At 57.5% G+C, this 17,546-nt stretch carries 22 protein-coding genes and 1 pseudogene; 6 read left to right on the forward strand and 17 right to left on the reverse strand.

Annotated features, from left to right (window positions below):
* Nucleotides 1-39: 39 nt before the first annotated feature.
* Complete coding sequence (locus V6S97_RS28300; protein ID WP_334428339.1) at nucleotides 40-330, reverse strand: hypothetical protein; 291 nt, start codon at nucleotides 328-330, stop codon at nucleotides 40-42.
* 312 nt (nucleotides 331-642) lie between these two features.
* Nucleotides 643-1,485: pseudogene (locus V6S97_RS28305) on the reverse strand (OB-fold nucleic acid binding domain-containing protein); the annotation flags it as partial.
* Between the two features lie 522 nt (nucleotides 1,486-2,007).
* Here V6S97_RS28305 and V6S97_RS28310 point away from each other — a divergent pair.
* Together V6S97_RS28310 and V6S97_RS28315 are read left to right on the forward strand one after the other, a co-directional pair.
* A complete protein-coding gene (locus V6S97_RS28310) occupies nucleotides 2,008-2,292 on the forward strand; it encodes a helix-turn-helix transcriptional regulator (protein ID WP_020811813.1) in 285 nt (94 codons plus the stop codon).
* A complete protein-coding gene (locus V6S97_RS28315) occupies nucleotides 2,282-3,604 on the forward strand; it encodes a type II toxin-antitoxin system HipA family toxin (RefSeq protein WP_334428327.1) in 1,323 nt (440 codons plus the stop codon). The genes V6S97_RS28310 and V6S97_RS28315 overlap by 11 nt, the downstream gene beginning before the upstream one ends.
* Nucleotides 3,605-3,672: 68 nt before the next feature.
* Here the strand turns inward: V6S97_RS28315 and V6S97_RS28320 are convergent, their stop codons facing one another.
* Nucleotides 3,673-4,374: a hypothetical protein gene (locus V6S97_RS28320; RefSeq protein WP_334428329.1), complete on the reverse strand. Its 702-nt coding sequence runs from the start codon at nucleotides 4,372-4,374 to the stop codon at nucleotides 3,673-3,675.
* Nucleotides 4,375-4,507: 133 nt separating this feature from the next.
* Here V6S97_RS28320 and V6S97_RS28325 point away from each other — a divergent pair, with 133 nt between their 5' ends.
* Entirely contained in the window at nucleotides 4,508-4,684 is a 177-nt protein-coding gene (locus V6S97_RS28325) for a hypothetical protein (protein WP_334428330.1), read from the forward strand.
* A 68-nt stretch (nucleotides 4,685-4,752) separates the two neighbouring features.
* Here the strand turns inward: V6S97_RS28325 and V6S97_RS28330 are convergent, their stop codons facing one another.
* Nucleotides 4,753-5,118 (reverse strand): helix-turn-helix transcriptional regulator, encoded by a 366-nt coding sequence (locus V6S97_RS28330; protein WP_334428331.1) that lies wholly within the window; start codon nucleotides 5,116-5,118, stop codon nucleotides 4,753-4,755.
* Between V6S97_RS28330 and rnk the strand changes: the two genes are divergently transcribed.
* The gene (rnk, locus tag V6S97_RS28335) at nucleotides 5,017-5,496 is read left to right on the forward strand and encodes a nucleoside diphosphate kinase regulator (protein ID WP_334428332.1); all 480 of its coding nucleotides are present in this window, start codon (nucleotides 5,017-5,019) and stop codon (nucleotides 5,494-5,496) included. The genes V6S97_RS28330 and rnk overlap by 102 nt on opposite strands.
* Before the next feature lie 283 nt (nucleotides 5,497-5,779).
* On the opposite strand, the gene virB11 is transcribed toward rnk, so the two are convergent.
* The 13 genes from virB11 to V6S97_RS28400 are packed head-to-tail and all read right to left on the reverse strand — an operon-like array spanning nucleotide 5,780 to nucleotide 15,926.
* Nucleotides 5,780-6,790: a P-type DNA transfer ATPase VirB11 gene (gene virB11 / locus V6S97_RS28340; RefSeq protein ID WP_334428333.1), complete on the reverse strand. Its 1,011-nt coding sequence runs from the start codon at nucleotides 6,788-6,790 to the stop codon at nucleotides 5,780-5,782.
* 8 nt (nucleotides 6,791-6,798) lie between these two features.
* Nucleotides 6,799-7,971, reverse strand: a complete 1,173-nt coding sequence (virB10, locus tag V6S97_RS28345) for a type IV secretion system protein VirB10 (RefSeq protein WP_020811834.1) — start codon at nucleotides 7,969-7,971, stop codon at nucleotides 6,799-6,801.
* A 14-nt stretch (nucleotides 7,972-7,985) separates the two neighbouring features.
* The gene (gene virB9, locus V6S97_RS28350; RefSeq protein WP_019565728.1) at nucleotides 7,986-8,840 is read right to left on the reverse strand and encodes a P-type conjugative transfer protein VirB9; all 855 of its coding nucleotides are present in this window, start codon (nucleotides 8,838-8,840) and stop codon (nucleotides 7,986-7,988) included.
* Nucleotides 8,837-9,508 (reverse strand): virB8 family protein, encoded by a 672-nt coding sequence (locus tag V6S97_RS28355; protein ID WP_003517248.1) that lies wholly within the window; start codon nucleotides 9,506-9,508, stop codon nucleotides 8,837-8,839. The genes virB9 and V6S97_RS28355 overlap by 4 nt, the downstream gene beginning before the upstream one ends.
* Before the next feature lie 3 nt (nucleotides 9,509-9,511).
* On the reverse strand, nucleotides 9,512-9,778 hold the full coding sequence (locus V6S97_RS28360; protein ID WP_087747439.1) for a hypothetical protein: 267 nt from the start codon (nucleotides 9,776-9,778) through the stop codon (nucleotides 9,512-9,514).
* 35 nt (nucleotides 9,779-9,813) lie between these two features.
* On the reverse strand, nucleotides 9,814-10,749 hold the full coding sequence (locus tag V6S97_RS28365; protein WP_334428335.1) for a type IV secretion system protein: 936 nt from the start codon (nucleotides 10,747-10,749) through the stop codon (nucleotides 9,814-9,816).
* Nucleotides 10,750-10,753: 4 nt separating this feature from the next.
* Complete coding sequence (locus tag V6S97_RS28370; protein WP_334428336.1) at nucleotides 10,754-10,987, reverse strand: EexN family lipoprotein; 234 nt, start codon at nucleotides 10,985-10,987, stop codon at nucleotides 10,754-10,756.
* Nucleotides 10,984-11,682, reverse strand: coding sequence for a P-type DNA transfer protein VirB5 (gene virB5, locus V6S97_RS28375; protein ID WP_025591466.1), 699 nt, complete (start codon nucleotides 11,680-11,682; stop codon nucleotides 10,984-10,986). The genes V6S97_RS28370 and virB5 overlap by 4 nt, the downstream gene beginning before the upstream one ends.
* Nucleotides 11,682-14,063 carry a VirB4 family type IV secretion/conjugal transfer ATPase gene (locus tag V6S97_RS28380; RefSeq protein WP_334428337.1) on the reverse strand — a complete coding sequence of 794 codons (2,382 nt, stop codon included), beginning with the start codon at nucleotides 14,061-14,063 and terminating at the stop codon, nucleotides 11,682-11,684. The genes virB5 and V6S97_RS28380 overlap by 1 nt, the downstream gene beginning before the upstream one ends.
* Complete coding sequence (locus V6S97_RS28385; protein ID WP_087747435.1) at nucleotides 14,056-14,397, reverse strand: type IV secretion system protein VirB3; 342 nt, start codon at nucleotides 14,395-14,397, stop codon at nucleotides 14,056-14,058. The genes V6S97_RS28380 and V6S97_RS28385 overlap by 8 nt, the downstream gene beginning before the upstream one ends.
* A 2-nt stretch (nucleotides 14,398-14,399) precedes the next feature.
* Nucleotides 14,400-14,699: a TrbC/VirB2 family protein gene (locus V6S97_RS28390; RefSeq protein WP_019565723.1), complete on the reverse strand. Its 300-nt coding sequence runs from the start codon at nucleotides 14,697-14,699 to the stop codon at nucleotides 14,400-14,402.
* Nucleotides 14,696-15,385, reverse strand: coding sequence for a type IV secretion system protein VirB1 (locus V6S97_RS28395; RefSeq protein WP_334428338.1), 690 nt, complete (start codon nucleotides 15,383-15,385; stop codon nucleotides 14,696-14,698). The genes V6S97_RS28390 and V6S97_RS28395 overlap by 4 nt, the downstream gene beginning before the upstream one ends.
* 1 nt (nucleotide 15,386) lies before the next feature.
* A complete protein-coding gene (locus V6S97_RS28400) occupies nucleotides 15,387-15,926 on the reverse strand; it encodes a hypothetical protein (RefSeq protein ID WP_080865265.1) in 540 nt (179 codons plus the stop codon).
* 93 nt (nucleotides 15,927-16,019) lie between these two features.
* Here V6S97_RS28400 and V6S97_RS28405 point away from each other — a divergent pair, with 93 nt between their 5' ends.
* Together V6S97_RS28405 and V6S97_RS28410 are read left to right on the forward strand one after the other, a co-directional pair.
* Complete coding sequence (locus V6S97_RS28405) at nucleotides 16,020-16,382, forward strand: transcriptional regulator (protein ID WP_013637404.1); 363 nt, start codon at nucleotides 16,020-16,022, stop codon at nucleotides 16,380-16,382.
* 360 nt (nucleotides 16,383-16,742) lie between these two features.
* On the forward strand, nucleotides 16,743-17,147 hold the full coding sequence (locus V6S97_RS28410; RefSeq protein ID WP_019565720.1) for a host attachment family protein: 405 nt from the start codon (nucleotides 16,743-16,745) through the stop codon (nucleotides 17,145-17,147).
* Nucleotides 17,148-17,546 lie beyond the last annotated feature (399 nt).

The raw sequence follows: 17,546 nt of genomic DNA on the forward strand, positions 1-17,546 counted from the left end.
GAATTTGTTCGTCGTTTTGCTTGTCATAGACCCTACTTCTCACGAGTTGGGGTCTCCGGCAAACCCGGAGCGGTTCATAGAGGCAGGCGACGACACGCTTATATGGAACGCCTTTTTGCGAGCGTCCCCAGGTCCCGAATCTGCAGCTAGGGCGCGCCATTCATCATCAGAAACCTGACGACCAGATATGATTACCGCCCCACCTTCTTTATTCAGCGGCTCATCAACGGATATAATTAAACGAGTCGAGAATTCCGGCTCATTCGCCTGGCTTGATGACCATGATACAGTCAAAGCAAAAAAGACGGCTAAGCTGACAGCTTTCTTCACGATTCTCGTCCCTACCGATATTCCTCAGTTCAAATCCATTCGCTTAGCAGCGGTTTTAACGAGCTTTCTTCGTCGACAAAGTTTTTTTCATTAGTCCTGATAATCCGATCAGGAAGCATTCGAATGCGACCTGCCAGGTCGATGGCTCAAGGATGCACGGCTCCAAATGGATGCCAGGCAGGTTTTGCACTTGCTCTGTCGTAGGAAAGCCGTTTCGCGGCTGTCAACTCCGTCAAATGATATTCGAAGTCCGGTTTGGCCCGAACCCGGTCTTCCAACGCGTTCGAATTATGCCGAGCTTTCAATCCTGGATTACCGGAAATCTCGGGCTTTAGGGAACGGGCTCGGCATAGTATCGGGCTCGGGATAAATCCCTTTATGCCGAGTTCGGCATAACGGAATGAACATGTCCCGCGGGACGACCGGCTTCGGCCTGTCGCGTGAATCCGGCCCGCCGCCTCCATGCGCAAACTCATCGCCTCGCCCGGACGGCAGCTTGAACTCCGTATCCCGATCAGCCAGCCCGACGAGGTCACCGGAGAGATCGAACAGCTGTTGTGCCACGAGATGCACGACCTCCCCTTCCCGCTGAATACGGCCGTTGATCGCCATCACCGAGGAGCCCAGCACCACCCGTCGACGCTTCTCAAACAGGGCCGGCCATACGACGATGTTGGCCGGTCCTGTCTCATCCTCGATGGTGATAAACATGACGCCCTTGGCCGATCCGGGCTTCTGCCGCACGAGCACCAAGCCCGCCGTGTAAACCCACTGCCCATCGCGAGCATTCATTGCCTCTGCACAGGTGATAATGTTGCGTGCCGAAAGGTCCTCGCGCAGGAAAGCGATCGGATGTTGTCTCAACGTCAGCCCGGTATGGCTGTAGTCTTCGATGACGTTATGGCCGTCGGTCATTTGCCGAAGCGCTACCTCCGGCTCCCGCTGCTCCGCAATCGCCGTTGCCTCGCGTTCGGCCGCGGCGGCAAACAAGGGCAAGGGCTCGTCGCGCAAAGCCTTGATCGCCCAGAGCGCATCGCGCCGTTCGAGCCTTAGCGCTGGCAAGAAAGCATCGGCCTCCGCCAGCTGAACAAGCGCCTCGGTCGGAACACTGGACCGGCGCCACATGTCATCCACCGAGGCGAACGGGCTGTTCAGATCATCAATCTTACCAGTCCCGACCCGGAGCACGGCACGTCGATCAGATTGAAACTATCATTGGCGGTCACACCGAAAGGATACCCTTCGCCGTCATGGGACGGCGCGAAACTCTCAGGACCTTTTGCGCGATTTCGAGATAGCTATCCATTGTTCTTCTAACTAGCAGGACGCGGCAAAACTACAGCGGCACACCTCGTGCAACAAGTAGTCCGGCGGCATCTTCAACCAAAAATAATGGTTAACGGGGCTGCTATTCTCCCTTGACAGGTCTTCCATTCGCAGGGACTTGATCCTGTTGCAGCTCACCGCCAGCGGTCCCCATGTCATATGTGCAGAAATTTGGACGCAGAACGCATTTGTGACCAATTAAATGAACAAAGCTAGACCTATCTCAAGAACTGTGGCAAAATGTACAAATTTCTGGACACAAAGTCACAGCACGTCCACTTAAACGAACGAAATGGTATAGCTATGCCCCGTCAAAGAAGCTACTCCCGCGTAACGCACCAGGCGCTCGCCATGCTTGGCAAGCTCATCCGCGTCGGCCGCACCGAGCGCAGGCTGACCGCGCAGGAACTGTCCGACCGCGCCGGCATCAGCCGCACGACCCTATCCAGTATCGAAAAAGGCGCACCGGGCCCCGAAATCGGCATCGTCTTCGAAGTCGCATCCATCGTGGGCGTGCGCCTCTTCGATTACGACGAGCGCACTCTCCAGATGCACAATAACCACCTTGACGAAAAACTGGCCCTGCTGCCCAAGAGCGTCCGTCAAAGCGTGAAGGAGGTCGATGATGATTTCTAAGACGGACGCTACGGAAGCTTTTGTCTGGATGTGGCTGCCCGGGGCCACTGAACCGGTAGTGGCTGGCCGTCTCGACCAGGATGGCGAGCGCCTGCTTTTCACCTACGGCGCCAGCTACCGCCGCCGTGAGAATTCCATTTCCATCTATGATCCGGAGCTGCCGCTCAAGGAAGGCGTCATCGCCCCCATCAACGGTCTGCCGATGGCAAGCTGCATTCGTGACGGTTCGCCCGACGCCTGGGGCCGCCGGGTCATCATCAACAGGCTGACGGGCAGGAAGCCCGACGCTGCCGGCGTACCCGAGATCAGCGAGCTTACCTTCCTGCTCCAATCGGGCTCCGACCGGATTGGCGCCCTCGATTTTCAGGCATCGGCAACGGAATATGTCCCCCGCCTTGCCGCACAGGCCTCTCTTGATGAACTCATGGAAGCTGCCGCCCTTATTGAGAAAGGTGTGCCGCTGACTCCGGCACTCGACCAGGCCCTCAATCACGGCACCTCCATCGGCGGCGCGCGCCCGAAAGCGCTCATCGAAGACGGCACCAGGAAATTCATCGCCAAATTCTCGGCGACCAACGACACCTACAGCGTCGTGAAGGCCGAGTTCGTCGCGATGAAGCTGGCAGGTGCTTGCGGACTGAATGCGGCCCCGGTGTCGATGACCCGTGCCGCACACAAGGATGTACTGCTGATCGAGCGCTTCGACCGCACCCGTACAGACAATGGCTGGACGCGGCAGGCGATGGTGTCGGCGTTGACCATGCTCGGGCTTGATGAGATGATGGCCCGCTACGCCTCCTACGAGGATCTGGCTGAGCTAATCCGCCACCGCTTCACTGACCCTAAGGACACGCTCAGAGAACTCTACGGACGGATCTGCTTCAACGTGCTGTGCGGCAACACCGACGACCATGCCCGCAATCATGCCGCTTTCTGGGATGGCAGGATGCTCACGCTGACGCCAGCCTACGACATCTGCCCACAGGGCCGTACCGGCAACGAAGCCACCCAGGCCATGCTCATCAAGGGCGAGGGGCGCGCCAGCACGCTCGCCACTCTGCTTGCCGCCGCCGCCGACTATCACCTGAAAGAGGCCGAAGCCGCCAAGCTGATAGAAGACCAGATCACGATCATCGCCGCACACTGGCAGGAGGTCTGCGACGAGGCAGAACTCAGCCCCGTAGACCGCAAGCTGTTCGCCGGACGCCAGTTCCTCAACAGCTACGCTCTTGAGGGGCTTGAAGGCCACAGGGCTCTGCAGGATGCATACGGCAGCACACGGGAGACGCTGATCGCAAGCGGAGATGCCTGACACGGGCACACAGAACCTTCACGATCGTGCATTCATAAGAAATGTACCCCGGAGCAGCCGGCCGCGCCTCACGTTGTCGTCTGCCCAGGGCCGGTCAGGTTTCGGCACTCATCAACGATCAGCCTCGTGCCCTCGATCGCTTCTCCCAGAAAGGCTGAAAGCTCCATCCGGATGTCCTTGAGTTGCAGAAACACGACGGGACATACGCCGCCGGACTCCAGGATCGTGCTATCCGCCTTCAACATCATCCACGGCGATCTCCCCCGTTTGGGGCCATGACCCGGCGCGAACGACATCAACGTTACGCCATCGTCACGTCGCGAAATATTCATGATCGTTTCGGGCATCGAAGCGACTTCCAGATGATCATGCTTTGTCTGATTGACCAGCGTCGCAAGATCCGGCAGCCAGGCGTTCCGGTCATCGGCGAACGGCTGAAACCCGCTAAAAACCTGGTACGCGTCGGAAGAGGCGGCCATAACGCCCGGCATCTGCCGGTTCATAAGCGCGGGAAAGTCGATCTCCTTGAAACCTTCCCGCGTGACAGGAAAGTAAACCTTTGCGTCGGCCGGCTGGCCGCTGAAACGCTGCCAGACCTGCTGTGCGCAGTAATCGAGAGCGGCCCTGAGATGGTCGAGAAGCTCCTTGACCACGATCTGCATTTCGTCCGGGATGACGCCGCTCTGCATGGCCGTCTCATAGCGATCGCCATGATCATCGCCGATCCATTCCTTGTGAGCTCTGGCCCTCGCGACCAGCGCGGACGCCATTGGAAGTCGATTCCCCGGTCGTCTGCGCTGCCGCTGGCGGCTGATCATCTGTTCGCGGCCACAGAATGACACGCCAACTGATCTCCGGCAGGGGGGCATCACCCGCGGCGTTTTCAAATTCCTTCAGCGCCGCATGAACGGGATAATTTTCGACGGCAAGCGCCAGCAGCGCTCGAGCGTTGACCTCATCCCCGGCCTGGCGGAACTGCTCAGCGCACCAAAGGCTCAGAGCAGCTTCATAGAACCGTCCCGCCTGAAGGCCGGCTCTGGCGTGTTTCTTTCGGAAATAGTCTTCGAGCAGAGATTCTGACTGCTCCAGGCTCCACGATGGCGCGCGGCTCCGCTTCCGGTTAGCGATCAGATACTATCGAGAAACGATCAGGCATCGGCGGACCGGATCATTTTCGGCGTAATACCGAACCTTTTTCGAAAAGAATCGGAAAAATGCGAAGGCGTTTTGAAGCCACATTCCAGTGCGATCTGCGAAATGGGCACATCTGTCGTCTGCAAAAGGGTAAGGCCTTTTTCAAGACGGGTGTTTAGCAAGATTTGCGCGAAACCGGGCCCTGATTTTGCAAGCCATCTGCGAAAGCTTGCCTCGCTCATGGCAAAATGCCCGGCAACCTCGGTCACCCGCCACGGATGGCTGAGGTCGGGTTCAATCAGACGCCTCACCTTTCCCCATGGCTGCTCCTCACCCCGCTTTGGAAGTTGCACCGGACTTGTCGCAAACAGACTGACCACGCTCGTCTGACCGCTCTTGCACTCGCGGCACCGGGGCGCGACCTCGACGATGCCGAGGAGTTGCTTATCGAACTTGAGCGTGCTGATGTCGTAGAGGATGACCAGTTCCCCGCAGACGCAGTGGCGGTCGGCTCGACGGTATCCTACCTGACGGAAGGCGGAGCCAGAAGGACGGTAACTCTTTGTTACCCCGGCCTCGCCGACATCGAACGCTCAATGGTCAGCGTGCTGACCCCGATTGGAGCTGCTCTACTTGGTCTTTCTCCCGGACAGCAGATCGAGTGGAACGGCCGTGACGGGCATTCACACAAGTTGACCGTCATTGAGGTGACGGTAGACCTACCGGTCAACGCCTCTTATGACACCCGTTCCAGATGACGGCAACCTGTTCACAAATCGACGGTGACATTCCGCATGCCTTCCCGGTTGAATGCAGAGTGAGAAAGATGACGACGTCAAGAGCCCGCGTAATGCAGGTGAGCCACGTTTTATGTCCGTTTCTGTCGGTTTCACTCAGAAATGAGCCGGTTACCGTGCAGCTTTCGGTGCTCGGTACAGAGACACACTCGACAAGAAACATCAGGGCGACAATCGAGATGGAATTCCTCATAGAAATGCTGCGCCAATCCGCACCCAGGAACTGGGTGAACCGCTCAATTTGCTATTCCTTGGCTCTACGCTCGCCCCTGAAATACACCTCAGACAGCCGAAAGTTCCCTTTGTGTCGCCTGCACTGAGCAACGATATCGATACTCGCCTTCAAAAAACCCACGATGTCGGTGCGGTCCAGGCCTGCGCCGCCCTCCGACTCCTTAACAAGCAGGACCAGCTGCTCAAAAGCCAATTCGGCCGAGTTCGCATGGACCGTGGTTATCGAGCCAGGATGGCCCGAATTCACGTTCCGGATATAATAAAAGGCCGTCCCATCGCGAAGCTCCTGAAGCAGAATCCTATCTGGCCGCATACGAAGACAGGATTCGAGAAGCTCTTTCGGTCCGGCGCGCGAGAGCCCCTGCCCTCCTTTCGAGTAGAACAAGCGCACGTGGTTCGCTTGTGAGATAACGAGCTCGGGAGTGTCCTCGATTGAAATGACCCTCTCGTTTTCGGGAATATGCTTGATCAATGCTTTGGAAAGTGTCGTTTTCGCCGAACCTGTGGCGCCAGAAATAATGATGTTTTTTCGAGCGATGACGGCCTGCCGCAGGAAATCCTTAAAACGGCCGGCACGATATGTTTCGCACAGCTCCTCATCCTGCGCGGAGGAGGAGGTACTGGTCGCTGCGCACGCTGTCTGGAAAAATCCCTTTTCCTCCAGATCATCAAGACTGAAGTCGACCGATGAAGGCTTGCGGATTGTCATGCTGACAGTGTCATTGATGGTCGCCGGGGGGATGACGATCTGGATTCGTTCGTTCCCGGGTAGCGTCGCCGACAATATTGGACGCGTCTCATCAATCGACTGATGGGAAAAACTTGCGACTGCCCGGGCAAGACGCATGAGCTTTTCGAAGGTCAGCTCCGGCATTTCGTAGGTCCGCCACCCACCAGGACCTTCCGTCAAGACCTGCCCGGGCCGATTGACGATCACCTCTAGGAGAGACTTGTCCTGAAGGAATGTCGAAAAAGGTTTCATCAGCTCGCTGACGACAGCCGAGTCCTGCCTCTCTGCCATTTAGCGCCCTATTTCGTGAGGAGCGTCGATCGTTGCGCGAAATCCCCCAGGACCGCACGATCGAAAACGCGGTTTCTGGGTTCGGTCACCCGAAGACCGTAGATGCCGGAAAAGTCGAGATCGCGAGCGACAAAGATCGAAACCGATTCACCTTGGTGCTTATTGAGTGTCGGCGGGATATTTATGGACTGCTCGACCGCGATGGCGGCCGCCTGTTGACTGGCACTCGTTGTTTTTTGCGCGTCGACATCGGTGTCCTGCAGCCGACTGCTTGCATAGTTCATCGCGTCCCCGACAATGGAAAGCAGAAGAGCGCTGCCGAACCGCTCCCACCAATGGGTGTCGACATGGCCGTCGACACCGGCACGACCAAGTGCGTCGGTTGCTGGTGATGCGAGAGTGACGATAACGCCCTTCGGCGTTTTCGCGCGATTCCAGAGAATGAACAGGCGCTTTTGCCCGCGTTGAAGCCCTCCACGATATTCGCCGACAACCTGCGTGCCCTTTTCCATCAAGACCACCCTGCCATTGTCAGAGAGAACATCGCGGTTGATCACACAAGTGGTAAATCCCGGCTGGTCGGACGCTAACGCGGTTTCAAGAACGCAGGGAATGGACGTTCCCATCGCGACGATGAAATTGCGGTTTCCGAGTGTACCGGCCCTTGAGCCTTCAAGCCGCGTTGGCCGCAGCAGGCCATCGAAACGCTGCTGCTCATTGTTTTGCTGGTTCTGAACAGTCATATTGTTGTCGAGCGGCACGAAATTGCTGTTGTCGGAAGGATAAGAGCTGTCGCTTTCCCTCAGCTCTTTCCGATTCCTCTGCCCTCCACTGAAGGCCATCACGGGCGCGCGGCGGGCGGAATCGAGCAGCTTATCCTGCTCTTCAATGACCGGTTCGACGACAGGCGTTGGCAATTTTACTTCAGGGAGCGCCTGGTCCGGTTCAACTTTCTCTTTTGCGGCCTCGAAGGGGGTCGTCTGACGAATAATGATCCGTTCGGGCTGAAGATTTTCATCCCTTCCCTTCTTTCCCGTCGTCGACCAAAGCGCGAAGCTGACAAACGCGATGATCGCAATGGCAACAGTGCCGCGTTTCAAGAGAGGGCTGTTGTCGATCTGACGACTGGTGACGGTTTCGGCACGCTCTCCGGGGATGCGATCCTCGTCTTCCTGAGCCATGACTGTTCCCTTCTCTATCGCCCGGTAACGTCGCGCTTCACGACGCGCTCCACCGAGGGAGACGTTGTGTTGGTGTCAGGATTGATACCGACGCGGTCGTAGGCTTCGTTGAAGACGCAAAGCACATCCTTGCCCCGACGCAAGATGAACTTGCGGCTGATCGCGTGCACCATCACCAGATCTCCATCGACCGACTTTGGAACAAGGCTTTCGGAGCCGTCGGAGTTCTCCATATAGATCGCGGGCATTTCCTGGTTACCCACAAAGGCGAACGTCGTAATCTTGCCGTTGTCGTAGACGCTTTGCGGCTCCAGTGCCTGCGATCCCTGAGAAGAATAGCGCCAGTTTCGAGGGCCATAGGCTTCGTGAAGCGCCAGCACATTGTCGGCGTCCTTCGCCTGGGCCGCGAGAGCCCTCGACGCTGCCTGCTGGCGGCGAAGCTCGGCGTCATCGCCTGGATACCTGTACTTCACGTAGAAGTAGGTGTTTTGACCAGCCTCCACGGAGCCATCGCGCGCCGTCAGTTCCATCTGGTAGCTGCGGGTCGAGCCATCCCTGCGCGTCGTAACCACGGAAATATTCGTCACCGGCTGGCTCTCGCGTGGCTTCAGGAACAGGATGTTGCCGGCCGGCGCAACTTCCCAGGCGACGCTATTGCCGAGCGCGACATGGGCGATTTCCTCGTCCGCCGCGAACTCGACCTGTACGGACGACCGCAGAGTGCCGACTACCCTCGTGATGTTGTAGGGTTGGTAGTTCACGAACCGGACACGACTGTCTTGCGAGGCACCTCGGGGTATCTCAAGCGCAAACGCTGGCGACATCGAAAGGGTCACGATGAGTGCAGGAATTCGAGGAATGCGCATCATCTCACCTCCTCCGGATCAGCGCGATACTCGCTGACGACAAAGCCGAGCGGGTTTACGAGCCGGTCCGTCGAGGACATCGGAGCGTTCGCGTAGGAATAGGTGATTGACGCAACCCAATGGGTCGTTCGTACTTCCTCGCCACGCGTGATGGTTCGCATGTAGCGTACGGAAACGACATTCTGATTGATGAGGGAGATTGAAGCGATATCGATCCTTGCTGTAGCCCCGCGACCATAAGTATTCTGGGGAGATTGCGGGTTGCTGCCACGGTAGAGGGCCGCGAAACGCGTTTGCTCCGCTTGCGTCGACAAGAGGGCGATGGTGCGGAAATTTTCCTGTGCTTCACTCCAGACGTAACCCTCGCGGGCCCGGACATATTTTGCAGCGAAATATTTCGTCACCGCCTCATCGTAGGTGCCAGCCGTCGATGTCAGCGCTGACACGACGTCGACAATGCCGGTCGAATTGTCGACGCGCACCACAAAGGGTTCAACCGTCTTGAGGGGTGTGAGACACGCGACCGCGAAGACGGCTACAGCGGCGACAATGCCTGAAACTATGGCGATCGACCAGGCAATCCTGTTCGATCGCTCGACCTGGATCATCCGGTCCTGGTCGAAACGACGTGCTTTGTCGAAGTAGCTCTTGAGATTATCTGTCGTCACCATGTTTCATCCCTCACAGCGGCGATAGGAACCGTCGATGTCCAGATGCGCAAAAGCGGAAGTCTCGCTGGCCTCTTTTACGAAAGGTGTGAGGGACGTGGACGAACTCGTGTTGGATTGCTGCTGTTTCAGCTTGCTGCCGCCCTCCCAGTCCCACATCGAGCGGTTCAATGGGCGGCGCGAATATCCGTCGCAGTTCGGCAATGGGTAGGTCATCGAAGCGCAGCCGACAAGCGTGGCTGAGAAGGCGAGTAACAGGGCAGGCTTAATCATTCAGCAGACCTTTACTTATTGTTCTGGACTGGGTGTCATACGCCGGCATTTCTTGATCCGAAGGCGCGGCGGGCAAACCGAGCACCGCGACCGATCATCCGGCCGGTGTGGGAGGCTGCTCGGGCCAGCATGCCTTCATGCGCATCGCGTGCGGTCGTGTAACCATAGACCAACGAGGCGCCGCCAGACGCCAGCGCCGATGCAATGCCGGGTAGCTGGTAGAATACGTACAGGGCAGCTATCCCGATGGCACAAAAAGCAATAGGGCGCATAAGGACGTCGCTGTAGCTGTCGATTGCGGTGAAGGTCGAGTCGAGGCAGGAGATCAAAAGCGAACCGACGGCAACGACAAGGACCTGTAGGATCACGAAGTTTGCGAGCTGCCCGATCCAGGACTCGGTAAAACGGCGCGTCGATTGAAACATGGCGAGCGCAATGAAAATCGGCCCGATCGCCAAGACGATCGCCAGCGCCAACCGTGCATAAAGGGAGACGACATAGCCGATCCCCGCCACAAGAAAGCTGACGCCGATCACCATCATGCCGCCCACGCCTGTGACGATGTCAACCGGCCAGGAAGCCCTCGACCAGATATCGGTCGCAGAGGCCTGGCCCTTGTCGAGCAGGCTGTCAAAGGTGCTGGCACTCGGCACCGTTCCCGAATTCAGCGCCTGAGCGATCTCGCGCGGCAAAACATCGAAAAAGATGTTTGTGATATAGGTCTGGTATCCGCCCGCTTTCTTCACCAACATCACAATGATCGCGAGCTTTATCGCGCGGAAGGCAAAGTCAAGGATGGGTTCCTGGACCGAGCCCCGAAGGATGAGATAGCCGTAGAGGACGACATAAAGTGTTACTGCCACCGTCAACGGACCGGTGACCCACTGGGCTATGTTCGACGTTCCATCCGAGACGAAGGTCTCCAACGGCCGCTTGAACTGGCCGTCGATAAACTCAAATACCTGATACATTTTGTCAGCCTCCCAGTGCCCTACGCATGTTCTGGAAACGGAGCTTACCGTCGGCCGCTTCCGCGTTCCGGCAATTGGGCGTCTGGCGCAATGCACCCGGGTTGTTGCGGCACTCGGTAATCGTACGGGACAGCAATTCGGTGTCGGCGACGAACTCGTCCACCGTATGAGTTCGCTCCGCCTCTTGCGAACAAGCCGACAAGAGCACCAGGGAAAGGACGATGAGGGTGCACTTCACTGCAGCGCCGCCTTCATATTGTCCATCCGTTGGCGCCAGTCCTCCGCCTTGCGCTGTTCGTCAACCTGGTTCTGCGCCTGCTGCACCATCCTCAGCCCCTCCATCCGCAGGACGTCGGTCTGAAGAAATGCCTGTTCGGCCTGCAGCCGAGCCTGCAGGTCGGCAATCTCTTTGGCGTCGCCAGCCGTGGAAATCTTTCCCCGCAGCTGATCAATCCCGTCGATGCGCTTGGTCGCGGCATCGTAGATTTGCTCACCGAGGCTCATTTGCCCGGCATTCTTGTTCTGAAGCCGGGACAATTCCTGAGCGTAGAAATCATCGGCGTCAGTGCGGTAGGTCGAGTTACCTTCCAGAAACCTTGAGGCGGAATCACCGAACACGCCGGTGCCGTTGCCTTTGAGCAGTCCCTCGATGGCAGCGAAGTCGGAGGGAAGCGCCTTGCGGATCGCCGGATCGTTGAGAACCTCGGCGACATCCGCCATATCGGTCAGCTTGTTGAGCGAGCCATAAAGCTGCCGAGCCTGGCCGATCTGCTCATTGAGCGCGTCGAGTTGCGACTTGAGCTGCGCGATGCTCTCGATCTGCTTGGCAATCGCAGCCTGATCGTTGACAGGTATCCCCTGCCCTGACGCGCCTTCAGCGGCAAGCATGAGCACCGCGCTGAGCAGTACGCCATGAAGTCGATAGGAAGTCATCAGCTAGCACTCCTTCGCTGTTGGAAAATGGGAAGCCAGTTCTCGACGTCGTCTCCAACCTCCGCGCGGATCGCGTCGAGAAGTTCGACATTGGCGGTCCGGCCGGAGAGGATGGCGAGCTCGTCATCGAAGCCGTTGAGATCGAGCTCGGCAACGACGCTGTTGTGTCCTTGCTTCAACACGAACCTCCGGCTTTCAACGGAAAGCTCGCGCGCTATCAATTCGTATTCGCGCTCGGTGAGCTTGAATCCATCGACATAGTCGGCATGGTTGCCGCGCGAGTTGGGCAGGAAGATCTGTGTCGGGCATTGCTCGATGATCGTGTGCGCGATTGGCGAGTTCAGCGCGTCGCGTGGGCTTTGCGTGGCAAACAGCATCAACCCATTTTGTTTGCGGATGGTCTTCAGCTTGTTTTGCGCAAGATCGCGGAACCCCTCGTCCTGTAGCGCCTTCCAGAATTCGTCGATGACGATGATGATCCGGCGGCCATCGATCACCTGCTCGACGCGATGGAAGAGATAGGCCATCAGCGGTGTGCGAATTTCCTCGTTGTCGAGGAAGTCGGTCATGTCGTAGCCGATGAACTTCCCTGATCCGCCGAAATCGCCAAATCCGATATCTTCGTTGACATTGTCGAAGACCCAGCCGAGCGGCCCTCCCTCCTCCCACCGGCGGAGCCTCGCCGCGATACCTTCCGGATCCGTATTGTTGAGGAAAGCCCGCAGCGCCCCTATTGTCCGTCGCTCAGCGGGCAGGTCGGCAAGGCCGTCGATCGCGCCGGAGATGTCGCGAAGTTCGGTGACAGTCAGTTCCCGCGCCCCTGAACCCACAAGCTTGCCGATCCAGCGCGCCAGGAACACCTTGTTCTCCGGCGTCAGGTTGAGGGCCTTCAGGGGAGCGCAGCCGGTGGGGACCCCGTTCTTCAGCGGCAGGTAGGTGCCTCCGGCGGCGCGAACATAAAGGTCCGCGCCGCGATCCTTGTCGAAGAACACCACGTGCGGGTCGTGTTTCTCGAGCTGTGACAGCATGAAATTGACAATCACGGTTTTGCCCGCTCCCGACGGACCGCACATGAAGGTGTTGCCCAGATCGCCATAATGGAGATTGAAGTAGTAGGGCGAGCCTGAAGCGGTCTTGAGCAGGGCGACGGCGGGTCCCCACTCATTGCCGTCCTTCTGTCCGATCGGATAGGAATGGAACGGTGACAATGCTGCGAAATTCTTCGAGCTGATCGCGCCCGAGCGCGCGCGGTAACGAAAATTGCCCGGAAGTTGCGCCCACCATGCCGCTTCGAGACCAAGATCCTCGCGCGCAACGACAGCCCCGCCATTGGTCAGGCTGGCGCGAACCTTTGCCAGATTGTCGGTTAATTCCTTTAACGTGGTCGCAAAGACGGAGAGTGTCAGGTGATGCTCGCCGATCACGAAGCGGTTGGACTCCAGGTCGTCCATCGCATCGTCAAGTTCATCGATTTGCGAAGCCGCCTTGTCGCCGCTGCTCACCAACTGGTTTTGCTTACGCCCCATGATGACGCGAGCGTCCGCCTTCGACACAAAGCAGAATGACTGTGAGAGAATGAGCTCAAACGGACTGTTTAGAACTCCGTCCAGCATGCCTGTCCTGGTGCGGGCTGGATATTCCTTGAAGCTCAGCATGCCGGCAAAGCGGCTTTCTGCCTCATGCCGGATCTCGATCGTTTCCCGACCTATGATTACGCGATCAGAGTAAATTGCCGAGGCGACGCGACCTTCGGTAAGCGGCACACGCTCGCGCCTCCCGCCGACGAGCTGGTGCAGCACCTCGCTCGGTTCAGAGAAGAGCATGCCTTCCTGTTCGTAAAGAGAAAGGACCCGTGGCTCAAAGCGCCTCAAGCCCGCCACTACGTTGACGACTTTGTCCTTAAGCTGTTTCAGAGCATCTTCATCCAGCTCCATATCGAGTCGTTTTGACCGTCGAAGGTACGACAGCAGCTTCCCCGCCTTGTCCGCAGGGCCACGCGCTGGCGACCAAAGAACGGTCAGATAGAGATCGTTGCGAAAAAGGTGTTCGCGCGCCATGCGTTCCCGGTATTTCTCGTTGAGCGAGGCGGAGAATGGCGTTGCGAACGATCCGCCCGGATAGTCGCCATCCCTGCGCCGAATGAGATGGGTCCAGATCGCGAGCCGCTCATCGGCTATATTTCGATAGAGCGTATTGAGGTCGCGATGGAGCGCGTTGATGTCGAGCAGATCAGCAGTTTCGAAAGATACGCCTGCGAGCGCGACCATGACCATGAGTGTCCGGGACTCGAGCGCGATTGTCGTCTCGTCGATGTGCCGCACGTAAGGGATAAAAGCCTCTGGCGTGAGTTCGCGTGATCTAAGGGTGGCGATGTCAGGCAATTCCAATATCCCTTTCGTCGAAGCGGCGTGTCAGTCTCAGAGGGGAAAGTGTTGCCCCGCCCCAATAGGCACCGTTGCGCGAGCGGCCGCGTGTCTCGACCCAGGCGAGCAGGATGCGGAACATGTTGTGATCGTGCTTGACGAGCGCTTTGAAGATGAGATGGAAAACGATGCCGATGAACGCGTAGGCGATAGATCCGGCGACGATGTAGAGGATCGTCGTGACCATGATGTTGAAGCCCATCGCCTCCATCGTGACACCGGCAATCATCGCGGGACGCGTACACGCGATGAAGAGTGTGTCTTCTTCGAGAACCGTTTGTCCGCCCACCATCCTCAGGCTCCGACGATGGTGTTGACGAGTTCGGTGGCGCCAAAGATGCCGCCAATTCCGATGATCCAGAAGCCCGCTCGCCTCAGGTCCATGTAACCAAACATCCAGGCGATGCAGATGACGATGACCGCAATCACGGCGAGAAGCTTGGCAATGTTTCCCGTCAACATGTCGACGATGTTCTGCAGGACGGTTTCGATGCCGGCGGCTTGCGCGAAGGCGGGCTCAACCATCGTCACTATAATGGCGACAGCCATGACGGACGAAGCGACGACGGGTCTGATCCGGGAACTGATTATCATTCACTCTGCTCCAATTCCAATTGATTGTCTTGAAACACCAGGACGGATGAACGGCTTCGGGTCTTGAAGACGTCCCACGCGGGCGCCGCCGAGATCGCGTGTGCTTCCCCCGGAGTATTTTCCGCCACCACTTCGGCAACGACATCTGCTTGGGAAGAATTCGCCGACACGTTTGTCTGCAACCCTTTTCCCGTGTCGCCGATTGTAAATCGAGCCACTGTCGGTCCGAGCCGTTCGATTTCGCGGCGAACCTGATCGCCATAGTTGACCACGCCCCCGACCGACGGATCGTCACGTCCATAGCAGGATTGCAGCACCTGCTCGGCCCCGGGACTGTCAGCACCCACCTTCACAGAGAGGCAGCAATAGCCATCGAATGGCGTCGCTGGAGCCTTCAGGTTAAGGCAGCGAGCGACAGCGGCTGGTATCGAGAGGTTCAATCTCCGCAGTTCTTCCGGCCCGACCCCGTCGGGACCAATGTGTATGTCATGGCATGTTGTCTCCGAGGATGCGGCGACTTCGATTGCATCGGCCTTGGTCGCAGGTTGCCGCCCGAGCGGTGCACGGCTGTTGATCCTGATTGTGAACGGAGCGAACCGGCTTTCCGGGCTGACCACACCCGCAAGAGCCTCCGATGCAACGAAGGGTGCGCAGGTCTGCGCAAGATCTGAGAAGACAACGGGCATGTCAGAACCACACCCTCTGCGTGCCGACGCCCTCAATCGTCACATCGACGTATCGAGGTTTCTCGCGGACCAGGGGTCGCGCCACGGTATTGGCCAGGCATTGGTATCGCCCGTCTACCCTTTGCCACCTCGGTGACGTGACAGAGCCTTTGTTCGGATCGCCACCGTCTCGATCTCGCCGGCAAAAGCTGTCGCTCACGGCTTGCAGTGACGTGGAAATGCACGTCGCGTCACGTCCCCTGGGACCGTAGCCAGCAGATAAGCGGTAGCCGGCGTTGCAGTAATATGGTTCGTAAAGAGGGCGAGAGGTCTGAAAACCCACGCCCGCGCAAGTTGGAAACGAACGCCCTTTTGCCAACCACCTCCAAAGCTTCTCGACGGGCGGCCTGCATTCGCCATACTGGGTCGGACCGCCGGGATTGGATAAGCACAGGATAACCTGGCACCCCCATTCGTCGGCACGAGCGCTTCGCTCCGAAATGGTATAGAGTGTAACGAACCCTGACGCTGCTATGATCATTCGAAAGAAAAGGCCCTTCATGCCCCCTACCCTCCGTCTTCCTAAATGTCCGCCTCAACTGAACGGCGACTCGTCTCAATTATTTGACTATGCAAATAATAGATAGTTAAAACGATGGCAAGCAATTTAAGTGAAAGATGGCAGAGTCAGGCCTTGTCCGTATTTGCGGTGCGTGAAATCCTGGAGAAGCCGATCGATGGTGAATCGGCGCAGTCGCGCATCAAGCAGATCGGCATGATGAATATTCTCTATCTGATGCACCAGGCGCATCAGAAATTAACACTCTCAAATGTAATTGATATTACCGGAATGACGCGTGGTGGGGTGATCGAAACCATTGAACTCTTGGTCCGACGGGGCATCCTTACGGAAACGCTGGGAAGAAACTCAATGGGACGAGGAACGGCTCGACAGTTTGAGTTTTCCCCGCAGGTTTTTGCCGCGCTTGGTGGTGCCGCGGCGACCGGAAATGCCTAATTTTACCAAGTATGTTTTATACAGTATTAATGTGGACGCCGTTTTAGATTAAAGGGACGGCATGTCCATGCCGTACCGCTCACCAGCATTGTCGCGGAAGATTTTCGCTGCCGATGCATACTGCCGAGTTCGTTCCAGGGGTCTGCACTTGGTACAGCAGCCTCGACTGACTCTCTGCCACAGCGATGGCGCGAGGCAGGCCATCAAGCATTTGGCTGGGATGACTGATCAAGGCGATACGCCAATGCTGGATTTTTGTCGGGCCGACTGCGGAACGGATGGTCTGTAGCGGGGTTATTTTCTGACAGAAACAAGCAGGGTCGGTCACCTGGGCTCGAGCTGCTCACCAAGGAGATCAACATGAACCTTCCGCAGAACACGGTCGTTGCCGTTGCCGATGGCGAAAAGCTTAGCCTTTTTCGGAACGACGGAGATGCGGCGACTGTCAATCTGACAGCGTTGCCAGATCCGGCGATCGACAGCTCGAAGATCTCTTCCGGCGCCCGACATTCCAGTAGCTCGGCTAATCCCGACGATAGTCAGCAAGACGAAGACGGGTTTGGTGCAGGTGTTACGGATATGCTGAACAAGCAGGTGCTTGAGGGCAAGATCAAAAGTCTGGTGATTATCGCGGCACCGCGCACACTGGGTGAGATGCGCAAGGGCTACCATAAGTCGTTGTCGGACGTTCTTATTGGAGAACTGGATAAAGATCTGACTGGCCATTCTGTGCAGGATATCGAGAAAGCACTCGCTGTCGCTTAAATCCTGCATCTAAACGGCGTGATCGGCCCCGCCATCCCCGGCGGGGTTTTTGCTTGGCGCTCGTTGGGAATGTAGAGAATCGGCAACAATGTAGTGTTGCCAAATTTTGCTAGATTGTTCCTGACAGGAACGACGCCACGACTTTTTGCTTACGTCTTATTTCAGGAGATGGCGGGACTGATCTGAATAGCCGGTACGAAGGCGCAAAGCTGAAGTCACGCCCGAGTTGGTCCAAAGAGGAAAAGAAAGTGGCATGTACTCCAACCGTGGGGGCGACGAGAGCACAATTGCGCCAACGCGTCTGAGCGAGGGAACAAACGGGTTGAACCGCCCCGGCTTTACCGGAGACCGTTTGGTTTAAGTTATGCGGCCATGGCTGGCGCGTCCAGCATGGCGTAA

The sequence above is a fragment of the Agrobacterium sp. CCNWLW155 genome (assembly GCF_036888815.1).
Lineage (GTDB): Bacteria > Pseudomonadota > Alphaproteobacteria > Rhizobiales > Rhizobiaceae > Agrobacterium > Agrobacterium radiobacter.

Bases quoted from the DNA above. Each gene is read 5' to 3' on its own strand.
- V6S97_RS28310 (WP_020811813.1), top strand. From the start codon at position 2,008: ATGCTTGGCAAGCTCATCCGCGTCGGCCGCACCGAGCGCAGGCTGACC.
- V6S97_RS28315 (WP_334428327.1), top strand. From the start codon at position 2,282: ATGATTTCTAAGACGGACGCTACGGAAGCTTTTGTCTGGATGTGGCTG.
- V6S97_RS28320 (WP_334428329.1), bottom strand. From the start codon at position 4,374: ATGGCGTCCGCGCTGGTCGCGAGGGCCAGAGCTCACAAGGAATGGATC.
- V6S97_RS28325 (WP_334428330.1), top strand. From the start codon at position 4,508: ATGAACGGGATAATTTTCGACGGCAAGCGCCAGCAGCGCTCGAGCGTT.
- rnk (WP_334428332.1), top strand. From the start codon at position 5,017: ATGGCTGAGGTCGGGTTCAATCAGACGCCTCACCTTTCCCCATGGCTG.
- virB11 (WP_334428333.1), bottom strand. From the start codon at position 6,790: ATGGCAGAGAGGCAGGACTCGGCTGTCGTCAGCGAGCTGATGAAACCT.
- virB10 (WP_020811834.1), bottom strand. From the start codon at position 7,971: ATGGCTCAGGAAGACGAGGATCGCATCCCCGGAGAGCGTGCCGAAACC.
- virB9 (WP_019565728.1), bottom strand. From the start codon at position 8,840: ATGATGCGCATTCCTCGAATTCCTGCACTCATCGTGACCCTTTCGATG.
- V6S97_RS28355 (WP_003517248.1), bottom strand. From the start codon at position 9,508: ATGGTGACGACAGATAATCTCAAGAGCTACTTCGACAAAGCACGTCGT.
- V6S97_RS28360 (WP_087747439.1), bottom strand. From the start codon at position 9,778: ATGATTAAGCCTGCCCTGTTACTCGCCTTCTCAGCCACGCTTGTCGGC.
- V6S97_RS28365 (WP_334428335.1), bottom strand. From the start codon at position 10,749: ATGTATCAGGTATTTGAGTTTATCGACGGCCAGTTCAAGCGGCCGTTG.
- virB5 (WP_025591466.1), bottom strand. From the start codon at position 11,682: ATGACTTCCTATCGACTTCATGGCGTACTGCTCAGCGCGGTGCTCATG.
- V6S97_RS28385 (WP_087747435.1), bottom strand. From the start codon at position 14,397: ATGGTGGGCGGACAAACGGTTCTCGAAGAAGACACACTCTTCATCGCG.
- V6S97_RS28390 (WP_019565723.1), bottom strand. From the start codon at position 14,699: ATGATAATCAGTTCCCGGATCAGACCCGTCGTCGCTTCGTCCGTCATG.
- V6S97_RS28395 (WP_334428338.1), bottom strand. From the start codon at position 15,385: ATGCCCGTTGTCTTCTCAGATCTTGCGCAGACCTGCGCACCCTTCGTT.
- V6S97_RS28400 (WP_080865265.1), bottom strand. From the start codon at position 15,926: ATGAAGGGCCTTTTCTTTCGAATGATCATAGCAGCGTCAGGGTTCGTT.
- V6S97_RS28405 (WP_013637404.1), top strand. From the start codon at position 16,020: ATGGCAAGCAATTTAAGTGAAAGATGGCAGAGTCAGGCCTTGTCCGTA.
- V6S97_RS28410 (WP_019565720.1), top strand. From the start codon at position 16,743: ATGAACCTTCCGCAGAACACGGTCGTTGCCGTTGCCGATGGCGAAAAG.